General features: G+C 72.7%; 26 protein-coding genes and 1 pseudogene. 20 read left to right on the top strand and 7 right to left on the bottom strand.

Translation table 11 applies throughout. From position 1 onward, the window contains the following. The first annotated feature begins 106 nt into the window (after positions 1-106). The 14 genes and pseudogenes from ffh to ACIRG9_RS03480 all read left to right on the top strand — a co-directional run bounded on the left by ffh (position 107) and on the right by ACIRG9_RS03480 (position 11,292). Positions 107-1,693, top strand: a complete 1,587-nt coding sequence (gene ffh / locus ACIRG9_RS03415; protein ID WP_402849450.1) for a signal recognition particle protein — start codon at positions 107-109, stop codon at positions 1,691-1,693. Positions 1,694-1,805: 112 nt separating this feature from the next. Then, complete coding sequence (locus ACIRG9_RS03420; RefSeq protein WP_402849453.1) at positions 1,806-2,885, top strand: amidohydrolase family protein; 1,080 nt, start codon at positions 1,806-1,808, stop codon at positions 2,883-2,885. Between the two features lie 106 nt (positions 2,886-2,991). Beyond that, a complete protein-coding gene (gene proS, locus ACIRG9_RS03425; RefSeq protein ID WP_402849456.1) occupies positions 2,992-4,398 on the top strand; it encodes a proline--tRNA ligase in 1,407 nt (468 codons plus the stop codon). Between the two features lie 72 nt (positions 4,399-4,470). Continuing rightward, complete coding sequence (locus ACIRG9_RS03430; protein WP_402849459.1) at positions 4,471-5,118, top strand: DUF402 domain-containing protein; 648 nt, start codon at positions 4,471-4,473, stop codon at positions 5,116-5,118. 243 nt (positions 5,119-5,361) lie between these two features. Continuing rightward, the gene (gene rpsP, locus ACIRG9_RS03435) at positions 5,362-5,823 is read left to right on the top strand and encodes a 30S ribosomal protein S16 (RefSeq protein WP_402849461.1); all 462 of its coding nucleotides are present in this window, start codon (positions 5,362-5,364) and stop codon (positions 5,821-5,823) included. Further along, the gene (locus ACIRG9_RS03440; RefSeq protein WP_030500803.1) at positions 5,798-6,058 is read left to right on the top strand and encodes an RNA-binding protein; all 261 of its coding nucleotides are present in this window, start codon (positions 5,798-5,800) and stop codon (positions 6,056-6,058) included. Before rpsP ends, ACIRG9_RS03440 begins: the two co-directional genes overlap by 26 nt. Next, positions 6,058-6,600 carry a ribosome maturation factor RimM gene (rimM, locus tag ACIRG9_RS03445; RefSeq protein WP_402849465.1) on the top strand — a complete coding sequence of 181 codons (543 nt, stop codon included), beginning with the start codon at positions 6,058-6,060 and terminating at the stop codon, positions 6,598-6,600. Before ACIRG9_RS03440 ends, rimM begins: the two co-directional genes overlap by 1 nt. Positions 6,601-6,616: 16 nt before the next feature. Continuing rightward, positions 6,617-7,396, top strand: a complete 780-nt coding sequence (gene trmD / locus ACIRG9_RS03450; protein WP_402849467.1) for a tRNA (guanosine(37)-N1)-methyltransferase TrmD — start codon at positions 6,617-6,619, stop codon at positions 7,394-7,396. A gap of 143 nt (positions 7,397-7,539) precedes the next feature. Continuing rightward, complete coding sequence (gene rplS / locus ACIRG9_RS03455) at positions 7,540-7,899, top strand: 50S ribosomal protein L19 (protein WP_091190539.1); 360 nt, start codon at positions 7,540-7,542, stop codon at positions 7,897-7,899. A 189-nt stretch (positions 7,900-8,088) separates the two neighbouring features. Further along, a pseudogene (lepB, locus tag ACIRG9_RS03460) lies at positions 8,089-8,966 on the top strand (signal peptidase I). Positions 8,967-8,975: 9 nt separating this feature from the next. Beyond that, entirely contained in the window at positions 8,976-9,602 is a 627-nt protein-coding gene (gene lepB / locus ACIRG9_RS03465; protein WP_402849470.1) for a signal peptidase I, read from the top strand. Between the two features lie 48 nt (positions 9,603-9,650). Then, entirely contained in the window at positions 9,651-10,118 is a 468-nt protein-coding gene (locus ACIRG9_RS03470; protein WP_402849473.1) for an NUDIX hydrolase, read from the top strand. Next, on the top strand, positions 10,112-10,972 hold the full coding sequence (locus ACIRG9_RS03475; protein WP_402849476.1) for a ribonuclease HII: 861 nt from the start codon (positions 10,112-10,114) through the stop codon (positions 10,970-10,972). The genes ACIRG9_RS03470 and ACIRG9_RS03475 overlap by 7 nt, the downstream gene beginning before the upstream one ends. Then, on the top strand, positions 10,969-11,292 hold the full coding sequence (locus ACIRG9_RS03480) for a DUF2469 domain-containing protein (RefSeq protein ID WP_007075222.1): 324 nt from the start codon (positions 10,969-10,971) through the stop codon (positions 11,290-11,292). The genes ACIRG9_RS03475 and ACIRG9_RS03480 overlap by 4 nt, the downstream gene beginning before the upstream one ends. 48 nt (positions 11,293-11,340) lie before the next feature. Here the strand turns inward: ACIRG9_RS03480 and ACIRG9_RS03485 are convergent, their stop codons facing one another. Together ACIRG9_RS03485 and ACIRG9_RS03490 are read right to left on the bottom strand one after the other, a co-directional pair. Further along, the gene (locus ACIRG9_RS03485) at positions 11,341-12,447 is read right to left on the bottom strand and encodes a sulfite oxidase (RefSeq protein WP_402849479.1); all 1,107 of its coding nucleotides are present in this window, start codon (positions 12,445-12,447) and stop codon (positions 11,341-11,343) included. A 19-nt stretch (positions 12,448-12,466) separates the two neighbouring features. Further along, positions 12,467-13,117: an SAM-dependent methyltransferase gene (locus ACIRG9_RS03490; protein ID WP_402849482.1), complete on the bottom strand. Its 651-nt coding sequence runs from the start codon at positions 13,115-13,117 to the stop codon at positions 12,467-12,469. 221 nt (positions 13,118-13,338) lie between these two features. Here ACIRG9_RS03490 and ACIRG9_RS03495 point away from each other — a divergent pair, with 221 nt between their 5' ends. Then, a complete protein-coding gene (locus ACIRG9_RS03495; RefSeq protein ID WP_402850245.1) occupies positions 13,339-14,055 on the top strand; it encodes a murein hydrolase activator EnvC family protein in 717 nt (238 codons plus the stop codon). Here ACIRG9_RS03495 and ACIRG9_RS03500 read toward each other — a convergent pair. From ACIRG9_RS03500 to ACIRG9_RS03520, 5 genes are all read right to left on the bottom strand, one after another. Continuing rightward, entirely contained in the window at positions 13,989-15,170 is a 1,182-nt protein-coding gene (locus tag ACIRG9_RS03500; protein ID WP_402849484.1) for an aminotransferase class V-fold PLP-dependent enzyme, read from the bottom strand. The genes ACIRG9_RS03495 and ACIRG9_RS03500 overlap by 67 nt on opposite strands. A gap of 100 nt (positions 15,171-15,270) precedes the next feature. Then, positions 15,271-16,188, bottom strand: coding sequence for a tyrosine recombinase XerC (locus ACIRG9_RS03505; protein WP_402850248.1), 918 nt, complete (start codon positions 16,186-16,188; stop codon positions 15,271-15,273). Positions 16,189-16,570: 382 nt separating this feature from the next. After that, positions 16,571-17,803, bottom strand: coding sequence for a DNA-processing protein DprA (locus ACIRG9_RS03510; RefSeq protein WP_402849486.1), 1,233 nt, complete (start codon positions 17,801-17,803; stop codon positions 16,571-16,573). A gap of 156 nt (positions 17,804-17,959) precedes the next feature. After that, positions 17,960-19,480 carry a YifB family Mg chelatase-like AAA ATPase gene (locus ACIRG9_RS03515; RefSeq protein ID WP_402849489.1) on the bottom strand — a complete coding sequence of 507 codons (1,521 nt, stop codon included), beginning with the start codon at positions 19,478-19,480 and terminating at the stop codon, positions 17,960-17,962. A gap of 2 nt (positions 19,481-19,482) precedes the next feature. Further along, positions 19,483-19,842: a YraN family protein gene (locus ACIRG9_RS03520; RefSeq protein ID WP_402849492.1), complete on the bottom strand. Its 360-nt coding sequence runs from the start codon at positions 19,840-19,842 to the stop codon at positions 19,483-19,485. A 220-nt stretch (positions 19,843-20,062) separates the two neighbouring features. On the opposite strand from ACIRG9_RS03520, the gene ACIRG9_RS03525 reads away from it, so the two are divergent. The 5 genes from ACIRG9_RS03525 to frr all read left to right on the top strand — a co-directional run bounded on the left by ACIRG9_RS03525 (position 20,063) and on the right by frr (position 25,223). After that, the gene (locus ACIRG9_RS03525) at positions 20,063-20,974 is read left to right on the top strand and encodes a hypothetical protein (protein ID WP_402849495.1); all 912 of its coding nucleotides are present in this window, start codon (positions 20,063-20,065) and stop codon (positions 20,972-20,974) included. An 893-nt stretch (positions 20,975-21,867) separates the two neighbouring features. Then, complete coding sequence (rpsB, locus tag ACIRG9_RS03530; RefSeq protein ID WP_402849498.1) at positions 21,868-22,695, top strand: 30S ribosomal protein S2; 828 nt, start codon at positions 21,868-21,870, stop codon at positions 22,693-22,695. 135 nt (positions 22,696-22,830) lie between these two features. Then, complete coding sequence (gene tsf / locus ACIRG9_RS03535; RefSeq protein ID WP_402849500.1) at positions 22,831-23,658, top strand: translation elongation factor Ts; 828 nt, start codon at positions 22,831-22,833, stop codon at positions 23,656-23,658. Between the two features lie 163 nt (positions 23,659-23,821). Continuing rightward, the gene (gene pyrH, locus ACIRG9_RS03540; protein WP_402849503.1) at positions 23,822-24,589 is read left to right on the top strand and encodes a UMP kinase; all 768 of its coding nucleotides are present in this window, start codon (positions 23,822-23,824) and stop codon (positions 24,587-24,589) included. A 76-nt stretch (positions 24,590-24,665) separates the two neighbouring features. Next, entirely contained in the window at positions 24,666-25,223 is a 558-nt protein-coding gene (gene frr, locus ACIRG9_RS03545) for a ribosome recycling factor (RefSeq protein ID WP_402849506.1), read from the top strand. The last annotated feature ends 29 nt before the right edge of the window (positions 25,224-25,252 follow it).

Here is a 25,252-nt window from a genome sequence, read left to right on the forward strand (position 1 = left end):
GCCGGCGGGAAGCAGTGGGCGGGTGGGACCGTTACCCTTGCGGGTAGCCGGCCTTGTACGCGCCGGCCGACTTGTGCCCGCCGAAAACGACAAACGGGATGTTCGCGTGTTTGACACCTTGAGTGACCGCCTGTCCGGGATCTTCACCAAGCTCCGCGGCAAGGGCCGGCTCACCGACGCCGACATCGACGCCACCGCGCGCGAGATCCGGATGGCGTTGCTGGAGGCCGACGTCGCCCTGCCGGTGGTCAAGGGCTTCATCGCGAACGTCAAGGAGCGGGCCCGCAGCGCCGAGGTCTCCCAGGCGCTGAACCCGGCGCAGCAGATCATCAAGATCGTCAACGAGGAACTGGTCGCGGTCCTCGGTGGCGAGGGGCGGCGGCTCCAGTTCGCCAAGCACCCGCCGACCGTGATCATGCTGGCCGGTCTCCAGGGTTCCGGTAAGACCACCCTCGCCGGCAAGCTGGCCCGCTGGCTCAAGGCCCAGGGCCACCAGCCGCTGCTGGTCGCCGCCGACCTGCAGCGTCCCAACGCGGTCGGGCAGCTCCAGGTGCTCGGCGGCCGGGCCGGCGTCGAGGTGTACGCCCCGGAGCCCGGCAACGGCGTCGGCGACCCGGTCCAGGTGGCGCGCGCCTCGATCGAGCACGCCAGGCGTTCCGCCCGGGACATCGTGATCGTCGACACCGCCGGCCGGCTCGGTATCGACGCCGAGATGATGCAGCAGGCCGCGAACATCCGCGACGCGGTCCAGCCCGACGAGGTCATCTTCGTCATCGACGCGATGGTCGGTCAGGACGCGGTACGCACCGCCGAGGCGTTCCGCGACGGCGTGGGCATCACCGGTGTGGTCCTCTCCAAGCTCGACGGCGACGCCCGCGGTGGTGCCGCGCTGTCGGTCCGCGAGGTCACCGGGCAGCCGATCCTCTTCGCCTCCACCGGCGAGAAGCTGGAGGACTTCGACGTCTTCCACCCCGACCGGATGGCCAGCCGGATCCTCGGCATGGGCGACGTCCTCACCCTGATCGAGCAGGCCGAGGCGGCCTTCGACGCCGATCAGAAGGAGAAGATGACCGCCAAGCTGGTGGGCGGTGAGACCTTCACCCTGGAGGACTTCCTCGACCAGCTCATCGCGGTGCGCCGGATGGGCCCGATCGCCAACGTGCTGTCCATGATGCCCGGCATGGGGCAGATGAAGGACCAGCTCGCCGAGCTGGACGACAAGCACTTCGACCGGGTCACCGCGATCATCCGGTCGATGACCCCGGGCGAACGCACCAACCCGAAGATCATCAACGGCTCCCGGCGGGCCCGGATCGCCAACGGCTCCGGCGTCACCGTGATGGACGTCAACCAGCTGCTCAACCGCTTCGCCGACGCGCAGAAGATGATGAAGCAGATGGGCGGCATGATGGGCCTGCCCGGCGCCGGCCGGCGCAAGGCGACCAAGAGCCCCAAGAACAAGCGAAAGAATGCGAAGGGCTCGCAGCGTTCGCGGGGCGCCGGGCAGAGTGGTGCCGCTGGGCGGATCGGTGCCGGTGGGATGCCGGGCGGCTTCCCGGGCGGCATGCCGCAGCTCCCGCCGGGCATGGACCCAAGCGACCTGGCCGGCGCCCAGGGCCTGCCGCCGGGCTTCAAGCTCCCGAAGATCGATTTCAACAAGCTCGGCAAGGGCGGCGACAAGCACCCCCGCTGACGCGTGTCGGTGACGGCGGGCGACGATCGGCGTCGTCGACCCGTCCGCCCTCACCGCCCGGCGGAACGACCTGCTCGCCAGCGACGCGGAGTGATCCGGTAGGACTGTGCGCATGGCTCTGCATGTGCGCGGTGTGCTTCTGCCGGACGACGAGGTCCGGGACCTGTGGTTGGTCGGGGACCGGGTCACCTTCGAACCAGTGCCCGGCGCGGAGACCGTCGCCGACGGCGGCTTCGTCCTCCCCGGCCTGACCGACGCCCACTGCCACATCGGCATCGCCCGCGGCGGCGCCCCGATCACCTCCCTCGACGAGGCCCGCGAGCTGGCCCGGGTCGACCGGGACGCCGGGGTGCTCGCCATCCGGGACGCCGGCTCGCCATACCCGTACCGGGAGCTCGACGACGACCCGGAACTGCCGCGACTGGCCCGCGCCGGCCGGCACGTCGCGCCGCCCAAGCGCTACCTGCGCGACATCGGGGTGGAGATCGGCGCGGCCGAGGTGGCCGCGACGGTGACCGAGCAGGCCGCCGCCGGCAACGGCTGGGTCAAGCTGGTCGGCGACTGGATCGACCGCGACGTGGGCGACCTCGCGCCGGCCTGGGACGCGGACACCATGACCGCCGCCGTCGCCGCCGCGCACGCCGCCGGGGTACGCGCCGCCGTGCACACCTTCAGCGAGTCGGCCGTGGAGATCATGGTGCGGGCCGGGGTGGACTCGGTGGAGCACGGCACCGGCCTCAGCCTCGACCTGATCGACCTGATGGCCCGGCAGGGCACCGCGCTGGTCCCCACGATGATCAACATCCAGACCTTCGGGCACATCGCCGACCAGGCCCGCTCGAAATTCCCCGGGTACGCCGACCACATGCTCGCCCTGCGGGACCGATTCCCCGACGTGGTCCGGGCCGCGCACGAGGCGGGCGTGCCGATCTACGTCGGTACCGACGCCGGTGGGGGCATCGACCACGGGCTGGCCGCCGAGGAGATGCTGCTGCTGCACGAGCGCGCCGGCATGTCCGCCGAGGACGTCCTCGCCGCCGCCTCCTGGCGGGCCCGGGAGTGGCTCGGCTTCCCCGGCATGGTCGAGGGCGGCCTCGCAGACCTGGTCGTCTACCCCGAGGACCCCCGCCACGACCTCCGCGTGGTCCGCACCCCCTCCCGCATCGTCCTCCGCGGCCGCATCATCCGCTGACCCCACCCCGCGCGCCCCCGCGCCGGGCCCTTGTGCGCCGCGCGTGGGCGGCGGGCGGCGCTCCCGGGCGCACCGACAGGGTGGGCGGAGCATAGGATGTGCGGTCATGGCACGCGTGCTCACTCCCCGCGCGGAGGACTTTCCCCGCTGGTACCAGGACCTGATCGCCAAGGCGAAGCTGGCCGACAACGGCCCGGTGCGGGGCACCATGGTCATTCGACCGGCCGGTTACGCCATCTGGGAGCGGATGCAGGCCGAGATGGACGCCCGGATCAAGACGGCCGGGGCGGAGAACGCGTACTTCCCGCTCTTCATCCCGGAGAGCTACCTCAAGCGCGAGGCCGAGCACGTCGAGGGCTTCTCGCCGGAGCTGGCCGTGGTCACCCACGGCGGTGGCAAGCAGCTCGCCGAGCCGGTGGTGGTCCGCCCCACCAGCGAGACGGTGATCGGCGAGTTCATGGCCAAGTGGATCGACTCGTACCGGGACCTGCCGCTGCTGCTCAACCAGTGGGCGAACGTGGTCCGGTGGGAGCTGCGGCCCCGGATCTTCCTGCGTACCAGCGAGTTCCTCTGGCAGGAGGGGCACACCGCGCACGCCACCCGTTCCGACGCCCGGGAATACGCCCGCAAGATCCTGCACGAGGCGTACGAGGACCTGATGGTCAACGTGCTCGGCATTCCGGTGGTGGTCGGCCTGAAGACCGCCCGCGAGCGGTTCGCCGGCGCCACCGCCACCTACACCTGCGAAGGCATGATGGGCGACGGCAAGGCGCTCCAGCTGGGCACCAGCCACGAGCTGGGCCAGAACTTCGCCAAGGCCTTCGACATCAGCTTCTCCTCCGCCGAGGGCGGCCGGGAACACGCCTGGACCACCTCCTGGGGCACCTCGACTCGGATGCTCGGCGGCCTGATCATGTGCCACGGCGACGACAACGGCCTGCGGGTGCCGCCGCGGCTCGCGCCGGTCCAGGCGTACGTGATGATCGTCAAGGACGGCGAGGGCGTGAGCGAGGTGGCGGCCAAGCTCCGCGACTCGCTGCGCGACGCCGGGGTCCGGGTCGCGCTGGACGACCGCACCGACACCGCGTTCGGCCGCCGGGCCGTCGACGCCGAGCTGCGCGGCTACCCGGTACGCGTCGAGGTCGGCCCCCGCGACCTGGCCGCCGGCAACGCGGTGGTGGTCCGGCGTACGGACGGCTCGAAGGCCCCGACGCCGGTGGCCGACGTGGTCGGCGCGGTCCTGGCCGCGCTGGAGGCCGACCAGCAGGCGCTGCACGACCAGGCGCTGGCGTTCCGGCAGTCCCGCACCGTCGAGGTCGCCACCCAGGCCGAGGCGATCGAGGCGGCGGCCACCGGCTGGGCCAAGGTGCCGTGGTCGGCGGTCGGTGTCGAGGGCGAGGCCGAGGCGAACGCCCAGGGCGTCACCGTCCGGTGCCTGCTGCGCGCCGACGGCTCGGTGCCGGACTCCGAAACCGAGCCGGACCTCGTCGCCGTCCTCGCCCGCGCCTACTGAGGTGTAAGAAAGGGCCCCTTCTTGACGCCTGCGGTAGAGGAAGGGGCCCCGGCTAACCACTGGGGTGGTGACGTGCGCTTCGAGCCGGGTCGGCTGATCATGCACCGGAACGTCCGTAACGGCCGGATCGGCTGGGTGCGGCCGGCCCGGGTGGTCGTCGATGACGACCGGGGGCTGCTGCTCTGGATCGCCCGGGACACGCCGGTGGCCAGCGAGGTGACCGAGGCGGGGCTGGGCATGCGGGCCATGCCGTACGCGGAGTGGATCACCTTCCGCTACCGGCTCGCCGAGGGCCGCTGGAACGGGCCGCCGCTGCTCAAGTTCCTGCCCCCCGGCGCGGCGCATTCGGTCTGGTGGTTCCGGGACGCCCAGGGCGGGTTCCGCAACTGGTACGTCAACCTGGAGGAACCGGGCGTCCGCTGGGACGACGGTCCGGTGGCCGGGGTCGACGTGGTGGACCAAGACCTCGACGTGGTGGTCCATCCGGATCTGAGCTGGGAGTGGAAGGACGAGGAGGAGTTCGTCGAACGACTCGCCTTCCCGGAGCACTACTGGGTGGCCGACGAGCAGGCGGTCCGCGCCGAAGGGAAGCGGGTGATCCGGCTCGCCGAGGCGGGGCGGTTCCCGTTCGACGGCACCTGGTGCGACTTCGTGCCGCCCGCCGATTGGGACGCGCCGGACAAGCTTCCGCCCGGCTGGGATCGGCCGCCGGTCCGCTGAATTCGTGTCGTACGTCACCCGGAGGCTGACTCCGGGGCTTCGGGTGCGGGTCCGGTGTGAGAGATCGGGACCGGATCTGGCAGAATGGGTCGCTGGTATCCGGCGCGCGTCCGGCGCCCTCTAACCCGGGCGCGTCGCCAGTTGACCGAGCAGTCTCCGGCCCAACCCCACTGTGCCGGTCGGCGCTCACCCGCCACACCGCCCGTACCGGGCCGGTGAGATCGCAACAGGAGCGAAACAACTGTGGCCGTAAAGATCCGGCTCCTGCGGATGGGCAAGATCCGCAACCCGCAGTACCGCATCGTCGTCGCCGACTCGCGCACCAAGCGTGACGGCCGGGCGATCGAGTTCGTCGGTGTGTACCAGCCGAAGGAGGACCCTTCGGTGATCGAGGTCAAGTCGGAGCGGGTCCAGTACTGGCTGTCCGTCGGCGCCCAGCCGAGCGAGGCGGTGCAGCGGCTGCTGGAGCTGACCGGCGACTGGCAGAAGTTCAAGGGCCTGCCGGCCCCGCCGCCGCTGAAGGTCGCGGCGGAGCGGGCCGACCGCAAGGCGGCGTACGAGGCCGAGGCGAAGGCCGCCGCCGGCCTGGCGGAGGCCCCGGCCAAGCCGGCCAAGAAGGCCGCGAAGCCGGAGGCCGCGAAGCCGGAGGCCGAGGCGCCGAAGGCCGAGGAGCAGACCGGTGCCGAGTCCGGCGAGCAGGCCTGACATGGCGCTGCGTCCCGCCCTGGAGCATCTGGTCAAGGGGATCGTCGACCACCCGGACGACGTCCGGGTGCGGATGGTCGACTCCCGCCGGGGCAAGCGGCTCGAGGTCCGCGTGCACCCGGAGGACCTCGGCACGGTGATCGGGCGGTCCGGCCGGACCGCCAAGGCGCTGCGCCAGGTGATCGGCTCCATCGGCGGGCGCGGGGTACGCGTCGACATTGTCGACTCGTACTGATGCTTCTCGTCGTCGGCAGGATCGGTAAGCCGCACGGGATCCGCGGTGAGGTCACCGTGGAGGTGCGGACCGACGAGCCCGAAGCACGGTTCGCCCCAGGCATGGTGCTGCGCACCATGCCTGGGGCGGTCGCGCCCGCGGCGCCCGGCGCCTACCGGGTGCCGGCGGAGCTGACCATCGAGTCCGCCCGGTTGCACCAGGGCCGGATGCTGGTCGCGTTCGAGGGCGTGCTGGACCGCGACGTGGCCGAGGCGCTGCGCGGCACTCTGGTCGGGGTGGACAGCGCCGACGTCGCCTCGCCGGAGGACCCGGAGGAGTTCCACGACCACCAGCTGGTCGGCCTCGCCGTGGTCACCCTGGCCGGCGAACAATTGGGCGAGGTGGCCCGCATCGACCATGCCCCCGCCTCCGACCTGCTGGTGCTGCGGCGCCCCGAGGGGCGTATCGCGCTGATCCCGTTCGTCAAGGCGATCGTGCCCGAGGTGGATCTCGCCGGCGGTCGCGTCGTCGTCGACCCGCCCGGTGGCCTGCTCGACCTGTAGTTGGAGTCAGCCCCTCATGCGCGTCGACATCGTGTCGATCTTTCCCGAGTACTTCGCCCCGCTGGACCTGTCGCTGATCGGCAAGGCCCGGGCGAACGGCACGCTGCGGCTGGCCGTACACGACCTGCGGACCTGGACGCACGACGTGCACCGCACGGTCGACGACACGCCGTACGGCGGCGGGCCGGGCATGGTGATGCGGCCGGAGCCCTGGGGCGAGGCGCTGGACGCCCTTGTCCCGGGCGAGGACGGCGAGCCGGAGCCCCGGCTGCTGGTGCCCTCCCCGGTCGGTGTCCGGTTCACCCAGGCCATGGCGCACGAGCTGGCCGCCGAGTCGCACCTGCTCTTCGCCTGCGGCCGGTACGAGGGCATCGACCAGCGGGTGCTCGACCACGCGGCGACCCGGATGCGGGTGACCGAGGTCTCCCTCGGCGACTACGTGCTCTTCGGTGGCGAGGTGGCCGTGCTGGTGATCCTGGAGGCGGTCACCCGGCTGCTGCCCGGGGTGCTCGGCAACGCCGGCTCGTTGGACGAGGAGTCGCACGCCCACGGGCTGCTGGAGGCGCCGATGTACACCAAGCCGGCGACCTGGCGTGGGCACGAGGTGCCGGAGGTGCTCCGCTCCGGCGACCACGGGCGGATCGCCCGCTGGCGGCGTGACGAGTCGCTGCTGCGTACGGCCGCCCGCCGCCCCGAGATGATCGACGCGCTGCCCCCGGAGAGCCTGGACAAACGGGACCGGGCGGCCCTGGACCGGGGTGGATTTCAGCCGCCGTCGGGGGATGTGGCAAAGTAGGGGGGTTGCCGCATCCGTCCACGCCGTGGGCGGCTGCGAGGACCCTCGACCGGGGCCGGCATCACCGGCCGCCACCCGGGGGTCAGAATCACCCATTCGCGCATCGACTGACGGTGCGCCGTGAGCCTTACGAGGACGCAGCGATGAACATCCTGGACGCCCTTGACGCCCAGTCGAAGCGCGTTGACATCCCCGACTTCCGGGCCGGTGACACCGTCAAGGTGCACGCCCGCGTCGTCGAGGGCAACCGGTCCCGGGTCCAGATCTTCCAGGGCGTCGTCATCCGCCGCCAGGGTGACGGTCTGCGCGAGACCTTCTCGGTCCGCAAGGTCAGCTTCGGCGTGGGTGTGGAGCGGACCTACCCGCTGAACAGCCCGGCGATCGACCGGATCGAGATCGTGACCCGCGGTGACGTGCGCCGCGCCAAGCTCTACTACCTGCGCGAGCTGCGCGGCAAGAAGGCCAAGATCAAGGAGCTGCGCGAGAAGCAGCCGGCGAGCTGAACCTCCGCTCGCCACGCCGCCTGAACTGCGCGGATGTCGTATCGATCGGAGCGCATTACCCTGGTCGTACGGGCGCAGTGGTACGACGCGCCGCGCTCGCTCGCGGTGGCACAGCGGTCCACTACCGCCCGTGGGGTCTCTGCCGAGACTCCCGGGCGGTAGTGGCGTTTGTGTGGACCGGAGAATGGCATGGTGCAGATGCTTGACGAGGACGGCGCCGCCGTCGATCCGTGGCGCCGACGGCCCCGGCGCGGCCGCCGGCAACTGCCCCTCTGGCAGGAACTGCCGCTGCTGCTGGTCGTTGCGTTCTGCCTGGCGGTGCTGATCCGCACCTTCCTGCTCCAGGCGTTCTTCATCCCTTCCGGGTCGATGGAGAACACCCTGCTCATCGGCGACCGGGTGCTGGTCAACAAGGTCGTCTACGACGTTCGCGACCCGGCCCGCGGCGAGGTGGTGGTCTTCCGGGGCACCGACAGGTGGGTGGCCCAGGAGGCCCCGGCGCCGCCGACCAACTGGGTCGGTCGGGTCGGCCGCACCCTCGGCGACCTGGTCGGGATCAGCCGCCCCGGTGAGAAGGACTTCATCAAGCGGGTCATCGGCGTGCCCGGCGACCGGATCTCCTGCTGCGACCCGGAGACGGGCCGGGTCATGGTCAACGGCGTACCCCTGGACGAGTCGGCGTACGTGTCGGAGGACTCACCCCCCGAGCTGCCGCCGAACGCGAGGGAGTGCCGCTCCCGGCAGTTCACCGAGGTCGTCGTACCGCCGGGGCAGATCTTCGTGATGGGTGATCACCGGCTGGTCTCCCAGGACGCCCGGTGCCAGGGGCCGGTGCCGATCAGCAACGTGATCGGCCGGGCCTTCATGGTCGTGTGGCCGTCGCAGCGATGGACCACCCTGCCCGTCCCGCAGGCGTTCGCCGACCTGCCGCAAGCCAACGCGGCTCCGGCCCGGCCGGTCCCGGTGGATCCCGACCCGGTGGGCGGTGTGGTCTTGCTCATCCCGGTCACGGCCGCGCTCTCCGTTCTCGCGCGTTCGGGGCGACCACGCCTTGCCCGGCAACGTAGGCTCCTCCCGTGATCGACGAGCAGACCGAAAAGCCGCGCAGCTCCTTCTGGAAGGAGTTGCCCATCCTCCTGGGCGTGGCGATCCTGGTCGCAGTGCTGGTACGTGCCTTCGTGCTGCAGACCTTCTTCATCCCGTCGCCGTCCATGGAGAACACTCTCAAGATCGACGATCGGGTGCTGGTCAACAAGCTGGTCTACGACTTCCGCTCGCCGCACCGGGGCGAAGTGATCGTCTTCAAGGCGCCCACCACCTGGAGCGGCAACCCGCAGGGCGAGGACTTCATCAAGCGGGTGATCGGCGTCGGCGGTGACCACGTGGTCTACGACGCCGGTCAGGATTCCCGGCTGGTCATCAACGGCAAGCCGCTCGACGAGCCCTTCATCTTCCCGGGCAACAAGGCGGCCGACCAGGACTTCGACATCACCGTGCCGCAGGGGCGGCTCTGGGTGATGGGCGACCACCGGGAGGCCTCCGGCGACTCCCTGGAGCACTGGCAGCAGTCCGGCGAGGACATCAACGAGGCGACCATCCCCGAGGACCAGGTGGTCGGCCGGGCCTTCACGATCTTCTGGCCGCCCAGCCGGGCGACCTGGCTCACGGTGCCGAAGCAGTTCGACGGGATCCCCAATTCCTGACCCCGAAGCGCGTGGGCGTTCGTCGGACACGTCTGGCAGGCTGGGGCGGTGACCGTCTACACCCCTCGTCGCGCGGCTCGTGTTCTGCTCGTTGACGCGTCCGACCGGGTGCTGCTCTTCGCCGGCACCGACCCGGGCCGGCCGGGGCACGCCTACTGGTTCACCCCCGGCGGCGGCCTGCGCCCGGGAGAGAGCCCCGTCGAGGGCGCGGCCCGGGAACTGGCCGAGGAGACCGGGCTGCGGCTGGCCCCGGACGCGTTGGGCGTGCCCGTCTGGGCGGAGACGGTCGAGTTCCCGTTCGACGGCGTCTGGTACCGCCAGGAGCAGGAGTTCTTCCTGGTCCGGGTGCCGTCCTGGGAGGTCGACACGGCGGGCTTCGACGAGATCGAGCGGGCCAGCGTGTCCGGCCACCGGTGGTGGTCGGTGGCGGAGCTGGCCGCGACCGCCGAGCGCTACTACCCGCCGGACCTGCCGGACCGGCTCACCCGGCTGCTCGCCGGAGGCGTGCCGTGCTGACGCCCCCGCGCACGGTGGTGCGCCGCGACGGTGGCCTGTACGCCCTGGAGCGGGCCCTGCAACGGCGGGGCTTCCGGCACGTGGCCGGCGCCGACGAGGCCGGCCGGGGCGCCTGCGCCGGCCCGCTGGTGGCCGCCGCGGCGGTGCTGCCCGAGGGGCGGCGTGGCGAGATCGAGGGGTTGGCCGACTCCAAGCTGCTCACCCCGGCCAGCCGGGAGCGCATCCACGATGAGGTGGTGGCCCGGGCCCTGGCGTACGCGGTGGTGGTCATCCCCGCCGACGAGGTCGACGCGCGGGGGCTGCACGTGTGCAACCTGGCCGCGATGCGCCGGGCGCTCGCCTCGCTGACCACCCGCCCCGAGTACGTGCTGACCGACGGTTTCGGCGTCGACGGGCTGGACGTGCCCGGGCTGGCGGTCTGGAAGGGGGACCGGGTGGCGGCCTGCGTGGCGGCGGCCAGCGTGCTGGCCAAGGTCACCCGGGACCGGATCATGGTCGAGCTGGACGAGCGGTATCCGGGCTACGGCTTCGGCGAGCACAAGGGGTACATCACGCCGGAGCACACCGCCGCGCTGCGGGAGCTCGGGCCGTGCCGGGAGCATCGCTTCTCGTACGTCAACGTCGCGACCGTGTCCGGGCGGGTCGGCCGGCCACCGCGCTCCCGGCGCCCGGCGAGCCGCGGCCCGGAGGAGGCGCTGTTCGGCGGCCCGGAGGAGGCGCTGTTCGGCCGCCCGGACGAGCCGATGGAGCGCGCGGGCGCGCCAGGGGGTACCGTCGGCGTGGCGTTGGGCGAGCAGCCGCGACCTCCGGCGCCGGTGGGGGAAGATGTGGTCATGGAAGGCGGAGAGCGATGAGCGCCGAAGATCTCGAAAAGTACGAGACCGAGATGGAGCTGCAGCTCTACCGGGAGTACCGCGACATTGTCCGCCAGTTCTCCTACGTGGTGGAGACCGAGCGCCGCTTCTACCTGGCCAACCAGGTCGACCTGCACGTGCGTAACTCTGACGGCGAGGTCTACTTCGAGGTCGAGATGCACGACGCGTGGGTGTGGGACATGTACCGTCCTGCCCGGTTTGTCAAGAACGTTCGGGTGATGACGTTCAAGGACGTCAATGTGGAAGAGCTGGAAAAGCCCGACATCTCGCTTCCCGCAGATTCCGGATTCGGCGGCTGACCCGGCCGGACACCGGGCTGGCCCGATCCGCCACCCCTCGCTGGCGGATCACTCCGCCAGCACCACCACCTCGACCCGCTGCACCAGGTTGTTCGCGAAGCCACCCCGGTTCCACGGCTGCTCGACCGGCTGGGTCCGCCCCGAGGCGTCCGTCGCCCGCGCACCCAGCACGTGACGCCCCGGCGTCGGGTGCCACTCGACGTGCCAGCGCCGCCACGCCCACGTACCCCCGGTCGGCTCCTCCAGGGTCGCCGGCGCCCACGTCGCACCGCCGTCGAAGGTCACCTCGACAGCGGTGACCGGCGCGTGACCCGACCAGGCCCGACCGTCCACCGTGCATGGCCCTGGCCGCAGCAGCCGGGTACGCGACATGAAGTCCGGGAAGCCCGGCGGGCGGACGAGGGCACGCGGCTCGATCCGGGTCACCGGCACACCCGGGTCCTCGGCGTCCTGCCGCAGCCGGTACGCCACCGCGTTCTGGTAGCCCTCGAACGGCTCGGTCAGCACCCGGATGCCGCGCAGCCACTTCACGTGCGCCATGCCGTACCAGCCGGGCACGATCAGGCGCAGCGGCGCGCCGTGCTGCGGCAGCAGGGGAGCGCCGTTCATCTCGTACGCCAGCAGCACCTCCTCGCGCAACGCGTCCGCGACCGGCAGCGCCCGCTGGTAGTCCTGCTCCACGCCGCGCTCGATTCCGTGATCGGCGCCGGTGAAGACCACGTCGACGGCGTCGGCGGCGAGCCCGGCCTCCCGCAGCAGGGGCGCCAGCGGGGTGCCGGTCCACTCGGCGTTGCCCACCGCGTCCACCAGCCACGGCTGGCTGACCGGGCGTGGGTGCAGCAGCGCCCGACCGTTGCCGGCGCACTCGAGCGTCACCCGGTGGGTGACCCGGGGCCGCTCCCGCAGCGCGGCCAGGTCGAGGCTGAGCGGCCGATCCACCGCGCCGTCGACGGTCAGCGTGTGCGCGGCCGGGTCGACGTCCGGGATGTCGTAGTGGATGAGCAGGTAGTGCAGGCCGGCCGGGGTCACGTCGTAGCGGAGCGCCTCCAGCGGAATCCCGTGGTTGCGCGCGGCCAGCTGGAGTTCCTCGGCGCTGATCGCCTCGTCCGGACCGGCGACCCGGGAGGGCCCGCTAAGTTCGTCCACAGTGGTCATCGACTGCTCCCGCGATCGGTCAGGGGTGGGTGAGGCGGTGGTGGCCGACGAATTCGAACATCGTCACCCCGGGCGCCAGCGGGCGCGGCGTACCGGTGAAGCGGTGCACGCCGACCCCCACCCCGTCGGCCGGGCTGCTCACGGCCACCGGCGTGAAGCCCTCCTCGGCGAACCAGCCGCACAGGGTGGGGACCAGGTCCGGCTCGCGGCGGTGCCGGGTCCAGAGGACCGTGCCCCCGGTGGCGCAGAGCGCCGCGCAGTGCCCGACCACGGCCCGGATGTCCGCGTCGACGATGTTGCCGAACACCCCGCAGACCAGGACCAGGTCCGCGGGCACGAGATCGGCGTAACGGTCGGTGAGCGCCGCGTCGCCGACCACCACTTCGACGCCGGTGAGGCCGGCCTCGGCGGTGGCCTTGCGGGCCACCTCCGCGTTGCGCGGGTCCAACTCGACCAGGCGGGCGGTGACGTCGTCCCGCCGGGGATGGGCGGCGAGCACCGGGATCAGGTCGTGCCCCTGACCCGCGCAGAGGCTGATCGCCCGCAACGGGCCCGACGGCGCCGCGTCCAGCGCCTCCCGGATCCGGACCCGCACCTCGGCGAGGCGCCGGGACAGGGCGGAGCCGGGCTGCTCGTAGTCGGCGTGCCAGGCGTACCAGTCCTTCGTCACGCGGCCAGCATAGGCGGCGGCGCCTTAGCAGATCGTCCCCGCGCGCGGGGCCCGTCCACAGCCCCGACCGTTGTCCACAGTGCCCGACCTGGTGCTGGCCCGAACCCGCCGACGGCGACAGCGTGCCTGGAATGCGGACCTTTCTGCGACGGGCCGGCACGGCCCTCGGCACCCTGCTGCTCGTGCTCCCCGCGCCCGGCCCGGCCGGCGCCCTGCTGCTCGTGATCCCTTCGCCCGGCGCGGTCGGCGTCTCGCCGCTCGTGCTCCCCGCGCCGGGCGCGGTCGGTGTCTCGTCCCGACCCGGTGTGGCCGTCCGGTCGGCGGCTCCCGTCCACACCCTGGCGCCATCGGCGACGGCCACCGGGCCGCCGGCGACTCCCGCGGGTGGGTCGGTCACCGTCTCCGGTGGCGCGAGAGCAGCCAGGGCGGCCGCCGGATCCGAGTCGCGGTTCGACTGGCCGCTGACCGGCACGCCCCGACTGGTACGCCGGTTCGACCCACCGCCGCAGCCGTGGCTGCCCGGCCACCGGGGCGTCGACCTGGCCGCCGCACCGGGCGCCGAGGTCCGTGCCGCCGGCACCGGGATCGTCCTCTTCGCGGGCCCGGTGGCCGGGCGTCCGGTGATGACCGTCGGGCACGCCGACGGGCTACGCACCACGTACGAACCGGTACAACCGGGCCTGCCGGTCGGCACCGCGGTCACGACCGGCACGCCGATCGGCGCGCTCCTCGCCGGCCATCCGGGCTGCCCGGCCGACGCGTGCCTGCACTGGGGGCTGCGCCGGGGCGAGGAGTACCTGGACCCGCTCGCCCTGCTCGGCCTCGGCCCGGTCCGGCTGCTCCCGCTCGACGTCCGGGCCGCCGACGCCGCTCAGCCCTGGGCGAGCAGCGTGGGCAGGCGGACGGCCAAGCGGTGGTACTCGTCCGGAGTGTTGTAGACCTGGCCGCAGAGACGCAGCCAGCCGCGGCCGTTCCAGGCCGCCACCGCCACCTCGACGGCGAGCCGTTCCGCGATCTGGGCCCGCAGCGCCCGCGCCGCGTCCATCGTCGTGGCGACGCCGGGCGGCAGCGGGATGAGCCGCATGGCCACCGTCGGCCCGCCGGGCTCCGGCAGGTGGGTCGGCGCCACCCCGAGCGCGTCCCCGACCACCCGCTGCCCGTACGCGGCCAGCGCGGCGTTGTGCGCGCGTACCCGGTCCAGCCCCAGGCTGCGCAGGGTGAACGGGCCCGCCGGGGCGGCCAACCACGGCGTGTAGTCCAGCGTCGCCTGCCACTCGACCCGGGTGGGAAAGCCGCTGTCCTGCTCCCACGACACGACCAGCGGTTGGATCCGCTCCCGCCACGGCTCGGCCACCACCAGCGCGGCGGTGCCCCGCGGCGTGTACGCCCACTTGTGTAGGTTGCCGACCCAGAAGTCGGCGCCGATCGAGGCCACCGTGGCCGGCAGCATGCCCGGCGCGTGCGCCCCGTCGACCAGGACCGGGATGCCCTGTTCGCGGGCCACCCCGACGATCGCCGCCGTCGGGAAGAGCCGGGCGGTGGGCGAGGTGATCTGGTCGACGATCAGCAGCCGGGTACGCCCCGGGCGCAAGCCGGTCCGGACGATCTCGACCACCTCTTCGTCGGTGGCGTTCAGCGGCACCGACAGCGTCCGGCACACCGCCCCGGTCCGTTGGCACTCCCGAGCCACCGACATGGCGACCGCCCCGTACCCGTGGTCGGTGGTCAGGACCTCCTCGCCGGGGCGCAGGCCGAGCGACTGGAGCACCACCGCCACGCCGGTGGTCGCGTTGCCCACCAGCGCGGTGCCGTCCGGGTCGGCCCCGAGGAACCCGGCCAGGTGTCGCCGCGTGTGAGCGAGCCGGTCGACCAGGCCCTGGGTGAAGAAGCGGAGCGGATTCGCCTCCATCTCGTCACGCAGTAGCTGCTGCGCCCGCTGCACACCGATCGGGACCGCGCCGAACGATCCGTGGTTGAGGTGGCAGACCGACGGGTCGAGGGAGAAGAGCAGCCGAGCCCCGGGGATCGGCTCGGGCGGCTGCGGGACCGTCATAGGCCGATCGTAGCCCGCCGTGGATCATCAACTCGCGGTTCTGCCACGTCCCGCCGTGGTTTGCCGGCGCCCCGCCGCGAGCACGCCGCGTGCCCGAGGATCAGGCCCGCGGGTGCGCCTGCCGGTACGCCGCCCGCAGCCGCTCCACCGACACGTGCGTGTAAATCTGGGTGCTGGCCAGCGAGGAGTGGCCCAGCAACTCCTGAACGGCCCGCAGATCCGCGCCGCCCTCCAGCAGATGGGTGGCCGCGGAGTGCCGCAGTTCGTGCGGGGTCGTGCGGGGCAGGCCGGCGGCCTCGGCGTAGCCGGCGACTACCCGGCGTCCCGTGGTCGGGTTGAGCCGTCCGCCCCGCGCGCCCAGTAGCAGTGCCGCCCCCGAGGCGGGACCGGCCAGGGCGGGCCGGCCCCGGCTCAGCCAGGCGTCCAGGGCGCGCTGCGCCGGCACCCCGTACGGCACGGCCCGTTCCCGCCCGCCCTTGCCCAGGACCCGGACCACCCGGCGGGCGTGGTCGACGTCGGAGACGTCCAGCCCGCACGCCTCGCTGATCCGTACGCCGGTGCCGTAGAGCAGTTCAAGCAGCATCCGGTCGCGCAGCAGCACCGCGTCATCGGTTCCGGCCCCGTCGTCCGCCCGCCCCGCGCCCGGGTGGGGCGCGTCCATCAGGGCGGCGGCCTGGTCGGCCCGCAGGACCGTGGGCAACTCCCGGTGGGCTCGGGGGCTGGCCAGTGGGGCGGCCACGTCGGCGGTGAGCCGGCCCGCCCGGTGCGCCCACGCGCTGAACGTGCGCGCGGAGGCGGCCCGGCGTGCCAACGACGTGCGGGCCGCACCCATCGTCCGCTGCTTCGCCAACCAGCTCCGCAGCACGGTCAGGTCCAGTTCCGACGGGTCGGCACAGCCCATCCGTACCGCGTGGTCGAGCAGGGAGACCAGGTCGGTCACGTACGCCCGCACGGTGTGCGCGGACCGGTTACGCACCCGGGCGAGGTGCTCGGCGAACGCGTCCACCGCCTCCCGCATCTCCACGGGCAGCGCCTCGTGGACCGCCCGCGTGCCGCGTCGCTCGGCGCTCACCGATGTCTCCCGTGTCGCCCGTCGACCGCGTGCCCGGCCAAGCCCCGGGTCGCGCTGCTGGCGGCCGTGCCGATGCGCCGGGCCAGCGTCTGGGCTACGGCCCGGGTCAAAGCCCTCGGTCGAGGCGGGGCGGGGTCGTGGACCCACCGCAGGCCGGCCAGGGACTTTGACGCAGGCTCTCTGCGGCGGGGCCTGCCGCTGGAGCAGGACTGCCGGGGGGCGTCGTTCGGAGGCGTCCCACAGCCGGTGCGGACGCTGCTGTCGGCGGGCACCGGCCCAGCCTACGGGCCGTGCCGCCGCGCGACGCCCTGCGGCGCACCCGCCCGCGTCACGGCCCAGCCTTCGGGGGACCGCCCTTCTCGGGTGGTGGTGCGAGCGCGTAGCCGTCGTCGCGGCGGACCACCATGGCCAGCTCCTCCAACATGGACAACTTGCGCATCGCGGTGCGCAGGTCCACCCCGGCGCGGGCCGCGACGCTCTCCAGGGCCAGCGTCTTGCGTCGGGGTAGCGCCTCCAGCACCTGGACAGCCTCGTCGTCGAGCCGGTCCCGGAGCCGTTCCGGCGCCCGGATCGGCGGGGCCAGGTCGTCGCCGATCCGTCCCACTTCCTCCAGCACGTGCGCGACGCCGGTGACCAGCCGGGCCTTGGGCTGCTCGCGCAGCAGCTCGTGCGCGCCCACCGACATCGCCGAGGTGACCGGGCCCGGCACCACCATGCCCGGCCGGCTGACCCCGATCGCCCGATTCAACGTCTGGGTGGCCCCGCTGCGGGCCGCCGCCTCCACCAGCACCGTCCCGAGCGTGCCGGCCGCGATGACCCGGTTGCGGATGAGGAACCGGGGCCGCAGCGGGTCGGCGCCCGGCAACCACTCACTGACCAGCAGGCCGGTCTCCGCTATCCGGTCGAAGAGCGCCGCGTTGCCCGACGGGTACGGGCGGTCCACCCCGCAGGCCAGCACGGCGATGGTGATCCCGTCGGCGGTCAACGCGCCCCGGTGTGCGGCGGAGTCGATGCCGAAGGCACCACCGGAGACCACCGTCCAGCCCCGGTCGGCCAGCCCGTAACCGAGTTCGGTGGCGACGTGCGTGCCGTACGAGGTTGCGGCCCGAGCGCCGACGACGGCGACGGATCGGTCGAACGCCTCCCCGAGGGGCCAGGCACCGCGTACCCAGAAGCAGAGCGGTGGCGCCGTCTCCAGGTCGACCCGGCGTTCCGCCCCGGGCAAGACCAGCTGTCGCAGGTGCTCAACCCGGATCGGCCACTCGTCGTCCTCGGGGGTGACCACCCGTGCGCCGAGCCGCTCGGTGCGCGCCAGGGCATGCTCCGCCACCGCCCTGGCGTCGCCGCCGGCCGACCGGGCGACCACCAGGGACCTGAGCGCCCGGTCCGGGGCGCCACCGTCGAGCAGCAGGTCCAGCGTGGCGATCGGGCCGAGCTGGTCGACCAACCGGTGCACCGACCGGGTCCCCGGCTCGGTCAGCCAGGTCAGCGCCACCCGCGCCAGCCGTCTTTCAGTCATCGTGCTGCTGACGGCACTGGACCTGACGACTCGCTCGCTCATGACGGCGCTCCGCTTCGCTCCGTGCCGTCATGAGGCACCACCGCGCTGTGCCTGATGATTCGCTCGCTGCGTTCGCTCATGACGGCGCTCCGCTTCGCTCCGTGCCGTCATGAGGCACCCACGCACCGCATTGATCATTCGCTCGCTGGCGCTCGCTCATGCGACCTCTCCTGTCCTTAGGTGAATGGCCTCCGCGATGTCCCCGCCGTCCGGGCGGTCCCGCCCGTCCAGGTCGGCGATGCTCCAGGCGAGCCGAATGACCCGATCGAACCCACGGGCGGAGAGCGAACCGGAGTCGAGCCGCCTGCGCAGCTCGCGGGTGTCCGGCCCGGGCAGCCGCCACGGTGGGCGGCGCAGGTACGGGCCGGGGATCTCGGCGTTCACGCGGCGGCCGGTGGACGCCCACCGGTCGGCGGCGGCCCGACGCGCGGCGGCGACCCGGGCAGCCACCTTCTGGGACGGCTCGTTCGGCGTGCCCGTCTCCAGCAGCTCCGCCGCCCGTACGGCCTGCAGCCGGACCTGCACGTCGACCCGGTCGAGGAGGGGACCGGAAAGCCGGCCCAGATAGCGTCGCCGGGCCAGCGGGGTGCACTCGCAGTCCACGTCCCCGGACGGCTTCGCGCAGGGGCAGGGGTTGGCCGCCAGCACCAGTTGCGCGCGGGCCGGGTACTCGGTGGCGCCCCGGGTCCGGGCGACCCGTACCCGGCCGCTCTCCAACGGCTGGCGCAGCGCCTCCAGCGTCCCCTTGCTGAACTCGGGTGCCTCGTCGAGGAAGAGCACCCCGCGATGGGCCAGTGACACCGCGCCGGGCCGGACCACCCCCGACCCACCGCCGACCAGGGCGGGGACCGTGGCGGTGTGATGAGGCGCCTGGAACGGCGGCCGGCGGAGCAGCCGCCCGCCGGGCGGCAGGAGCCCGGCGATGGAATGCAGGGCGGTGACCTCCAGCGCGGCGTCGTCGTCCAGCTCCGGCAGGATCGACGGAAGGCGCTCGGCGAGCATGGTCTTGCCAGCCCCCGGAGGCCCGAGCAGCGCCAGATGGTGCCCGCCCGCCGCGGCCACCTCCAGCGCCCGCCGGCCGAGCTGCTGCCCGGCCACCTCGGCGAGGTCCAAACCCTCCTCGCCGGTGGCCGGCGCGAGCGCCGGCGGTGGGAGCAACGGCGAGCCGTCCCGGACGAAGGCGACCAGCCGGTGCAGGTTGTCGACCGCGCGTACCTGGACGCCGGGGATCACCGATGCCTCGGCGGCGTTGCCGGCGGGCACCACCACCCGCGGGAAACCGGCTCGGGCCGCGGCGGCGACCATCGGCAGTACGCCCCGCACCGGGCGGACAGTGCCGTCCAGGCCGAGTTCGCCGAGGACCACCGTCCGCTCCAGCGGCAGCAGTGGCAGCTCACCCGAGCCGCCGAGCACCGCCGCCGCGATGGCCAGGTCGAACGCGGACCCGTACTTCGGCAGGGTGGCCGGGAGCAGGTTGATGGTGATCCGCCGATTCGGCCACTTCTGCCCGGAGTTGACGATGGCCGCGCGGACTCGGTCCCTGGCCTCGTGCAGGGCCGTGTCGGGCAAGCCGGAGATCGCGATGCCCGGCAGCCCGGGGGTCAGGTCGGCCTCCACCTCCACCACGTGCCCGGCCACCCCGACCAGGCCCACGCAGAGCACCTTGGCGTAGCTCATTTCTAGAAAGCTCCTTTTACGTGCTCGACCCGGGCCGGGCCGGCGACCGGGAGCCGGACGGCCAGCACGTCGAAGCGGACCTCGTCGGCGACGGTGCCCGTCTCGGCGAGCCAACGGGCGGCCAGACCGCGCAGCCGGCGTGCCTTCGCCGGCACGACCGCCTCGGCCGGGGTGCCGAATTCCTCCGTACGGCGGGTCTTCACCTCGCAGATGGCGAGCACCACGCCGTCCCAGGCGATGATGTCGATCTCCCCGTCGGGGCAGCGCCAGTTCCGGGCCACCGGGCGCAGCCCCGCCTCGATCAGGTGCCGGACGGCGCACCGCTCCCCGTACGCGCCGACGGCCTGGTTCCGCTTCGTCATGCCGGTCACGGTGCGCCTCCGGCGGCCCCGTGGTGGTGTCTCGTCCCGGCGTCCTGTGGACAACGGCGCCCTGTGGACGTGCCGACGATCATGCCCCGACTGTGCTAGCGGGCCACCGTTCGACTGCGGTTGATCACCCGGCGTGTCTACGGCGGATCGGTCGGACCGCGGTGTGAGCTGGCGCGGGGGCGGATGGCGCGCGTGGAGCCGGTCGCATACGGTGCCGATCGTGGACGGACGACGGAGCTTTCCCGAGGACCAGCAGGGGTCGCACTGGAACGACCCTGGATACGCCGAGCCGGACTGGCGCGCCGCTAGCGAGCCGCGCTACCGCGACGACGACTACCGTGCCCCGGAGCAGCGCACCGGCGGCGAGACCCGGTACGGCGAACCGGGACGGTTCGACCCGCTGGGCGACGACACCGACAGCTACCGGGGGGCGCGCCGGCTGGGCAACCCGGAGATCTCCGGGGAACTGCCGGGCGAACGCGGTGGCCGCCGGGCGGCGCGCGAGACCGGCGACCTCGGCGGGGGCGTGCGCGAGGTCGACCCGATCGACCTGGACCGTACGGGCGACGCGCTGCGCCCCGGCCCGCTGGGCGGCTATCCGATCGTCGAGCCATCCCAGCCGGCCGAACCGGTCGCCGCCGCGCCGTTGACCGTCGGGGACCGGCCGCTGCACGGCATGCCCACGCCGCTGACCGTCGGGGAACGGCCCGCCGCGCCCGTGACCGAGGCGGTGGGTGCCCACATGCCGCACCCGTTGGACCTGCCGACCGGCCCGATGCCCTCGGTCGCGCCGCGGCTGGACGGTCCGCCGCCGGGGGACGGCGTCTACCGGACCCGCCGGCCGGCACTCGCGGTGCTGCTGGCGGTGGTGGTGCTGGCCCTGGAGGCCCCGGCGCTGCGGGTGTTCCTGCGTGGCCTGGTGGGTGACCCGGTCTCGACCTCGCACGTCGTGGTGGGCTCGTTCCTCGTGCTGGGGCTGCCGATCTTCGGCACGGGGCTGTACGGGCTGCGCACCGGCGGGCTGGCGCTCGCGGACGGCAGCCGTGGCTGGCTCCGACCGCCGACGGCGTACCTCACCGTCGGGCTCGTGCTCTTCCTCGCGGCGGCGCTCGCCGCCCGCTGACCGGCTGCGGTGCTGGCCGCCCGCGTCGCTCGCCGGCCAGGGGTCCCGGCCGCGGGTGTGGCCGCCCGCGTCGCCCGTCGCCCAGGGGTCCCGGCTGCGGTGCTGGCCGCCCGCGTCGCTCGCCGGCCAGGGGTCCCGGCCGCGGGTGTGGCCGCCCGCGTCGCTCGCCGGACCAGGGAGACCTTGCGGGTGGGTCCTGGGGTAACGGCGGAACACGAGACCGAGGCGTGGGTAACGCGGGTGCGGGCGGTGAGGGTGACTGGAAGCGCATGAACCGGACAAAACCCGCGGCGGGTGGTCCCGAACCTCGGGTGATCCACTCCATGTTCCGCAAACGGTGGCATCCGGCCACGCTCGACACCGCCACATCCCGCCCGTGGAGTCGATCAAGGCGCCCGCGCCCGCGGCATGGGCCGGGGTGCCGCCGAATTGCGTCCACGTCCGGGGGCCTGGCAGGGAGCGTCGCATTCGCGTCCGCGCATCCTCGGAAAACGTGCGGAGTCCGGGGACGCGCCCGGGCGACGGCGCGACGGCAGGCGTCGGGCTCAGGCGTAGGGCGAGCACAGCGCGCGGCGGCTCAGCGAGCGCAGCCGCGTGGCGGCTCGGCGAGCACGGCCGCGCGGCGGCTCGCGGGCAGCGGGGGTGGCTCGCCCGGAACGGGACCCCGTGGGCGTTCCCGCACCCCGGGGCGGGCGTACGGGGAAGGGGCGTACACTGGTCGACTGGCGACCGCCGTGTGCGGTCGACCTCGCGCGCCCTCTCCGCGACCAGTTCGTGGGGCGACGGCCTCCCTGGTCCCGATTCTGAATCGGGTCCGTCACGGCCGGCGACCGGGTGCCAGGCGTCCGGCCGCCGGCCGGACGGGACAACCAGGGATAACTAGGAGTAAAGCCATGGCCGTCGTGACCATGCGTCAGCTGCTTGAGAGCGGTGTCCACTTCGGGCACCAGACCCGGCGCTGGAACCCGAAGATGAAGCGCTTCATCTTCACCGAGCGCAACGGCATCTACATCATCGACCTGCGCCAGACCCTCGACTACATCGAGAAGGCGTACGACTTCGTCCGCAACACGGTCGCCGAGGGTGGCAGCATCCTTTTCGTCGGCACCAAGAAGCAGGCCCAGGAGGCCATCGCCGAGCAGGCGACCCGGGTCGGCCAGCCGTTCGTGAACCACCGCTGGCTCGGCGGCATGCTGACCAACTTCCAGACGGTGTACAAGCGGCTTCAGCGGATGAAGGAGCTGGAGGCTCTCGGTGACCTGAGCGGCACCGCCGCCGGTTACACCAAGAAGGAGACCCTGCAGCTCTCCCGCGAGAAGATCAAGCTGACCAAGACCCTCGGCGGTCTGCGGGACATGCAGAAGCTCCCGGCCGCGGTCTGGGTGGTCGACACCAAGAAGGAGCACATCGCCGTCGACGAGGCCCGCAAGCTGGGCATCCCGGTGATCGCCGTGCTCGACACCAACTGCGACCCGGACGAGGTCGACTTCCCGATCCCGGGCAACGACGACGCCATTCGCTCGGCCGAACTGCTGACCAAGGTTGTCGCCGCCGCGGTCGCCGACGGCCTGATCGCCCGTTCCGGCCGCCGCCGTGGCACCGACGAGAAGCCCGAGGCGGGCCAGGTCGGCGCCGACGAGCCGCTGGCCGAGTGGGAGCGTGAGCTGCTCGAGGAGCCGAAGAAGACCGAGGAGCAGCCGGCGGCCACCGCCGCGGAGTGATCGAACCGTCGCGTCCCCACTGCCCGATTTTCCGGCCGGTGGGGACGCGACGGGCCCCCGGGCACAACCGGCCCGGATCCGGGTAACCGACCCCCAGACCATCCCACCGCAGCCTCAAGACCCGAAGAGAGAGCCATGTCCAACTTCACCGCCGCGGACGTCAAGAAGCTCCGCGACCTCACCGGCGCCGGCATGATGGACTGCAAGAAGGCGCTGACCGAGGCCGAGGGCGACTTCGACAAGGCCGTCGAGATCCTGCGTGTCAAGGGCGCCAAGGATGTCGGCAAGCGGGCCGGTCGTACCGCCGCCAACGGCCTCATCGCGCACGCCGGCCAGGCGCTGCTCGAGCTCAACTGCGAGACCGACTTCGTCGCCAAGAACGACGCCTTCATCGCGCTGGCCCAGCAGCTGGTCGAGCACGGCGTGGCCAGCGGCGTGAGCACCGCCGAGGAGCTGCTCGCCAGCACCCTCGACGGCAAGCCCGTCGCCGACCTGATCCAGGAGCAGTCGGCCAAGATCGGCGAGAAGCTGGTCCTCAACCGCTTCGGCAAGCTCGACGGCACCACCGCCGTCTACCTGCACCGCAAGAGCCAGGACCTGCCGCCGGCCGTCGGCGTGCTGGTGCAGTTCACCGGCAAGAGCGACGAGGCTGCCGACGCGGACGCCCGGGGCGTGGCCATGCAGATCGCCGCCATGCGGCCGAAGTACCTCACCCGCGACGAGGTCCCGGCCGAGGTCATCGACTCGGAGCGGCGCATCGCCGAGCAGACCGCCCGCGAGGAGAACAAGCCCGAGGCGGCGCTGCCGAAGATCGTCGAGGGCCGGGTCAACGCCTTCTTCAAGGACTTTGTGCTGCTGGAGCAGTCTTCGGTCGCCGACAACAAGAAGACGGTGAAGCAGCTGCTGGCCGAGGCCGGCATCGAGGCCACCGGCTTCCTGCGGTTCGAGGTCGGCCAGGCCTGAGCCGCCGCCCCGGGCGCACGACGCGTCCGTGGCCAGGAAACGTCAACGAGGAGGCCGCCGGTGTACGTGACAGGCACCGCGGCCTCCTCGTCGCATAAGGTCGGCAACGGCAGGTACGCGGTATGCACGCGCACCCGGGTGCGCGACGGAAGGGGCGGGGCGGATGACGCAGGTTGTGAGTGACCGGAGCCTGGCGGCGGATGATCCGACCGCCCCACCACCCGGCCGGGCCCGACGGGTGGTGCTGAAACTCTCCGGCGAGGTCTTCGGTGGTGGCGCGATCGGCGTCGACCCGGACGTCGTGCAGGGCATCGCCCGGCAGATCGCGACGGTGGTTCGCCGCGGCGTACAGGTCTCCGTGGTGGTCGGGGGCGGCAACTTCTTCCGCGGCGCCGAGCTGCAGAAGCGCGGCATGGACCGGGCCCGGGCCGACTACATGGGCATGCTCGGCACGGTGATGAACTGCCTGGCCCTCCAGGATTTCCTGGAGAAGGAGGGTGTCGAGACGCGGGTGCAGAGCGCGATCACCATGGCCCAGGTCGCCGAGCCGTACATCCCGCTGCGGGCGATCCGGCACCTGGAGAAGGGCCGGGTGGTCATCTTCGGCGCGGGCGCCGGGATGCCGTACTTCTCCACTGACACGGTCGCCGCCCAGCGGGCGCTGGAGATCCGCGCCGACGTGGTGCTGATGAGCAAGAACGGCGTGGACGCGGTCTACACCGCCGACCCCCGGATCGACCCCACCGCGAGCAAGCTCGATTCGATCACCTTCTCCGAGGTGCTGCGCCGCAACCTGCGGGTGGCCGATGCCGCGGCGTTCAGCCTCTGCATGGAGAACGGCCTGCCGATGCTGGTCTTCGGCGCCCAGGGCGACGACACGATCGTCCGCGCCGTCGGCGGTGAGAAGATCGGAACCCTGATCACCGCCTGAGCGGCCCGCCGCGCCGGCAGCGGTCCTCCGATACGACACAGTTCACGACGAGCAACAGAAGGAGGCGAGGAGACCGGTGATCGACGACACCCTCCTCGAGGCCGAGGAGAAGATGGAGCGTGCCATCGAGCACGCCAAGGAGGAGTTCGGCGGCATCCGCACCGGTCGTGCCAACGCCGCCATGTTCTCCCGGATCGTCATCGACTACTACGGCAGCCCCACCCCGCTGCCCCAGATGGCGTCCATCGGGGTCCCCGAGCCACGTATGGTGATCATCAAGCCGTACGACAACTCGCAGCTCAACGCCATGGAGAAGGCGATCCGCGACTCCGACCTCGGGGTGAACCCGAACAACGAGGGCAACCAGCTGCGCATCCTGCTCCCGCAGATGACCGAGGAGCGGCGCCGCGAGATGATCAAGGTCGCCCGGCACAAGGGCGAGGAGGCCAAGGTGGCCGTCCGCAACGTCCGCCGCAAGGGCAAGGAAGAGCTGGACCGTCTGGTCAAGGACGGCGAGGTCGGCGAGGACGATGGCCGGCGCGCCGAGAAGGAGCTGGACGACCTGACTCAGCGGTTCGTCGCCAACATCGACGAGCTGATCAAGCACAAGGAGAACGAGCTGCTCGAGGTCTGAGCGGTCCGCCACCCGCTGCGGCACCGGTG

Source organism: Micromonospora sp. NPDC093277, assembly GCF_044765245.1.
In the GTDB taxonomy this organism is placed as follows: Bacteria; Actinomycetota; Actinomycetes; order Mycobacteriales; family Micromonosporaceae; genus Micromonospora.

Excerpts from the sequence above, each read along its gene's own strand:
- ACIRG9_RS03505 (WP_402850248.1), bottom strand. The coding sequence starts at position 16,188 with ATGCGGGAGGCGGTGGACGCGTTCGCCGAGCACCTCGCCCGGGTGCGT.
- tsf (WP_402849500.1), top strand. The coding sequence starts at position 22,831 with ATGTCCAACTTCACCGCCGCGGACGTCAAGAAGCTCCGCGACCTCACC.
- rimM (WP_402849465.1), top strand. The coding sequence starts at position 6,058 with ATGCTTCTCGTCGTCGGCAGGATCGGTAAGCCGCACGGGATCCGCGGT.
- ACIRG9_RS03520 (WP_402849492.1), bottom strand. The coding sequence starts at position 19,842 with ATGACGAAGCGGAACCAGGCCGTCGGCGCGTACGGGGAGCGGTGCGCC.
- trmD (WP_402849467.1), top strand. The coding sequence starts at position 6,617 with ATGCGCGTCGACATCGTGTCGATCTTTCCCGAGTACTTCGCCCCGCTG.
- ACIRG9_RS03485 (WP_402849479.1), bottom strand. The coding sequence starts at position 12,447 with ATGACCACTGTGGACGAACTTAGCGGGCCCTCCCGGGTCGCCGGTCCG.
- ACIRG9_RS03510 (WP_402849486.1), bottom strand. The coding sequence starts at position 17,803 with ATGAGCGAGCGAGTCGTCAGGTCCAGTGCCGTCAGCAGCACGATGACT.
- pyrH (WP_402849503.1), top strand. The coding sequence starts at position 23,822 with ATGACGCAGGTTGTGAGTGACCGGAGCCTGGCGGCGGATGATCCGACC.
- ACIRG9_RS03500 (WP_402849484.1), bottom strand. The coding sequence starts at position 15,170 with ATGACGGTCCCGCAGCCGCCCGAGCCGATCCCCGGGGCTCGGCTGCTC.
- rplS (WP_091190539.1), top strand. The coding sequence starts at position 7,540 with ATGAACATCCTGGACGCCCTTGACGCCCAGTCGAAGCGCGTTGACATC.
- ACIRG9_RS03420 (WP_402849453.1), top strand. The coding sequence starts at position 1,806 with ATGGCTCTGCATGTGCGCGGTGTGCTTCTGCCGGACGACGAGGTCCGG.
- rpsB (WP_402849498.1), top strand. The coding sequence starts at position 21,868 with ATGGCCGTCGTGACCATGCGTCAGCTGCTTGAGAGCGGTGTCCACTTC.
- ACIRG9_RS03515 (WP_402849489.1), bottom strand. The coding sequence starts at position 19,480 with ATGAGCTACGCCAAGGTGCTCTGCGTGGGCCTGGTCGGGGTGGCCGGG.
- ACIRG9_RS03480 (WP_007075222.1), top strand. The coding sequence starts at position 10,969 with ATGAGCGCCGAAGATCTCGAAAAGTACGAGACCGAGATGGAGCTGCAG.
- proS (WP_402849456.1), top strand. The coding sequence starts at position 2,992 with ATGGCACGCGTGCTCACTCCCCGCGCGGAGGACTTTCCCCGCTGGTAC.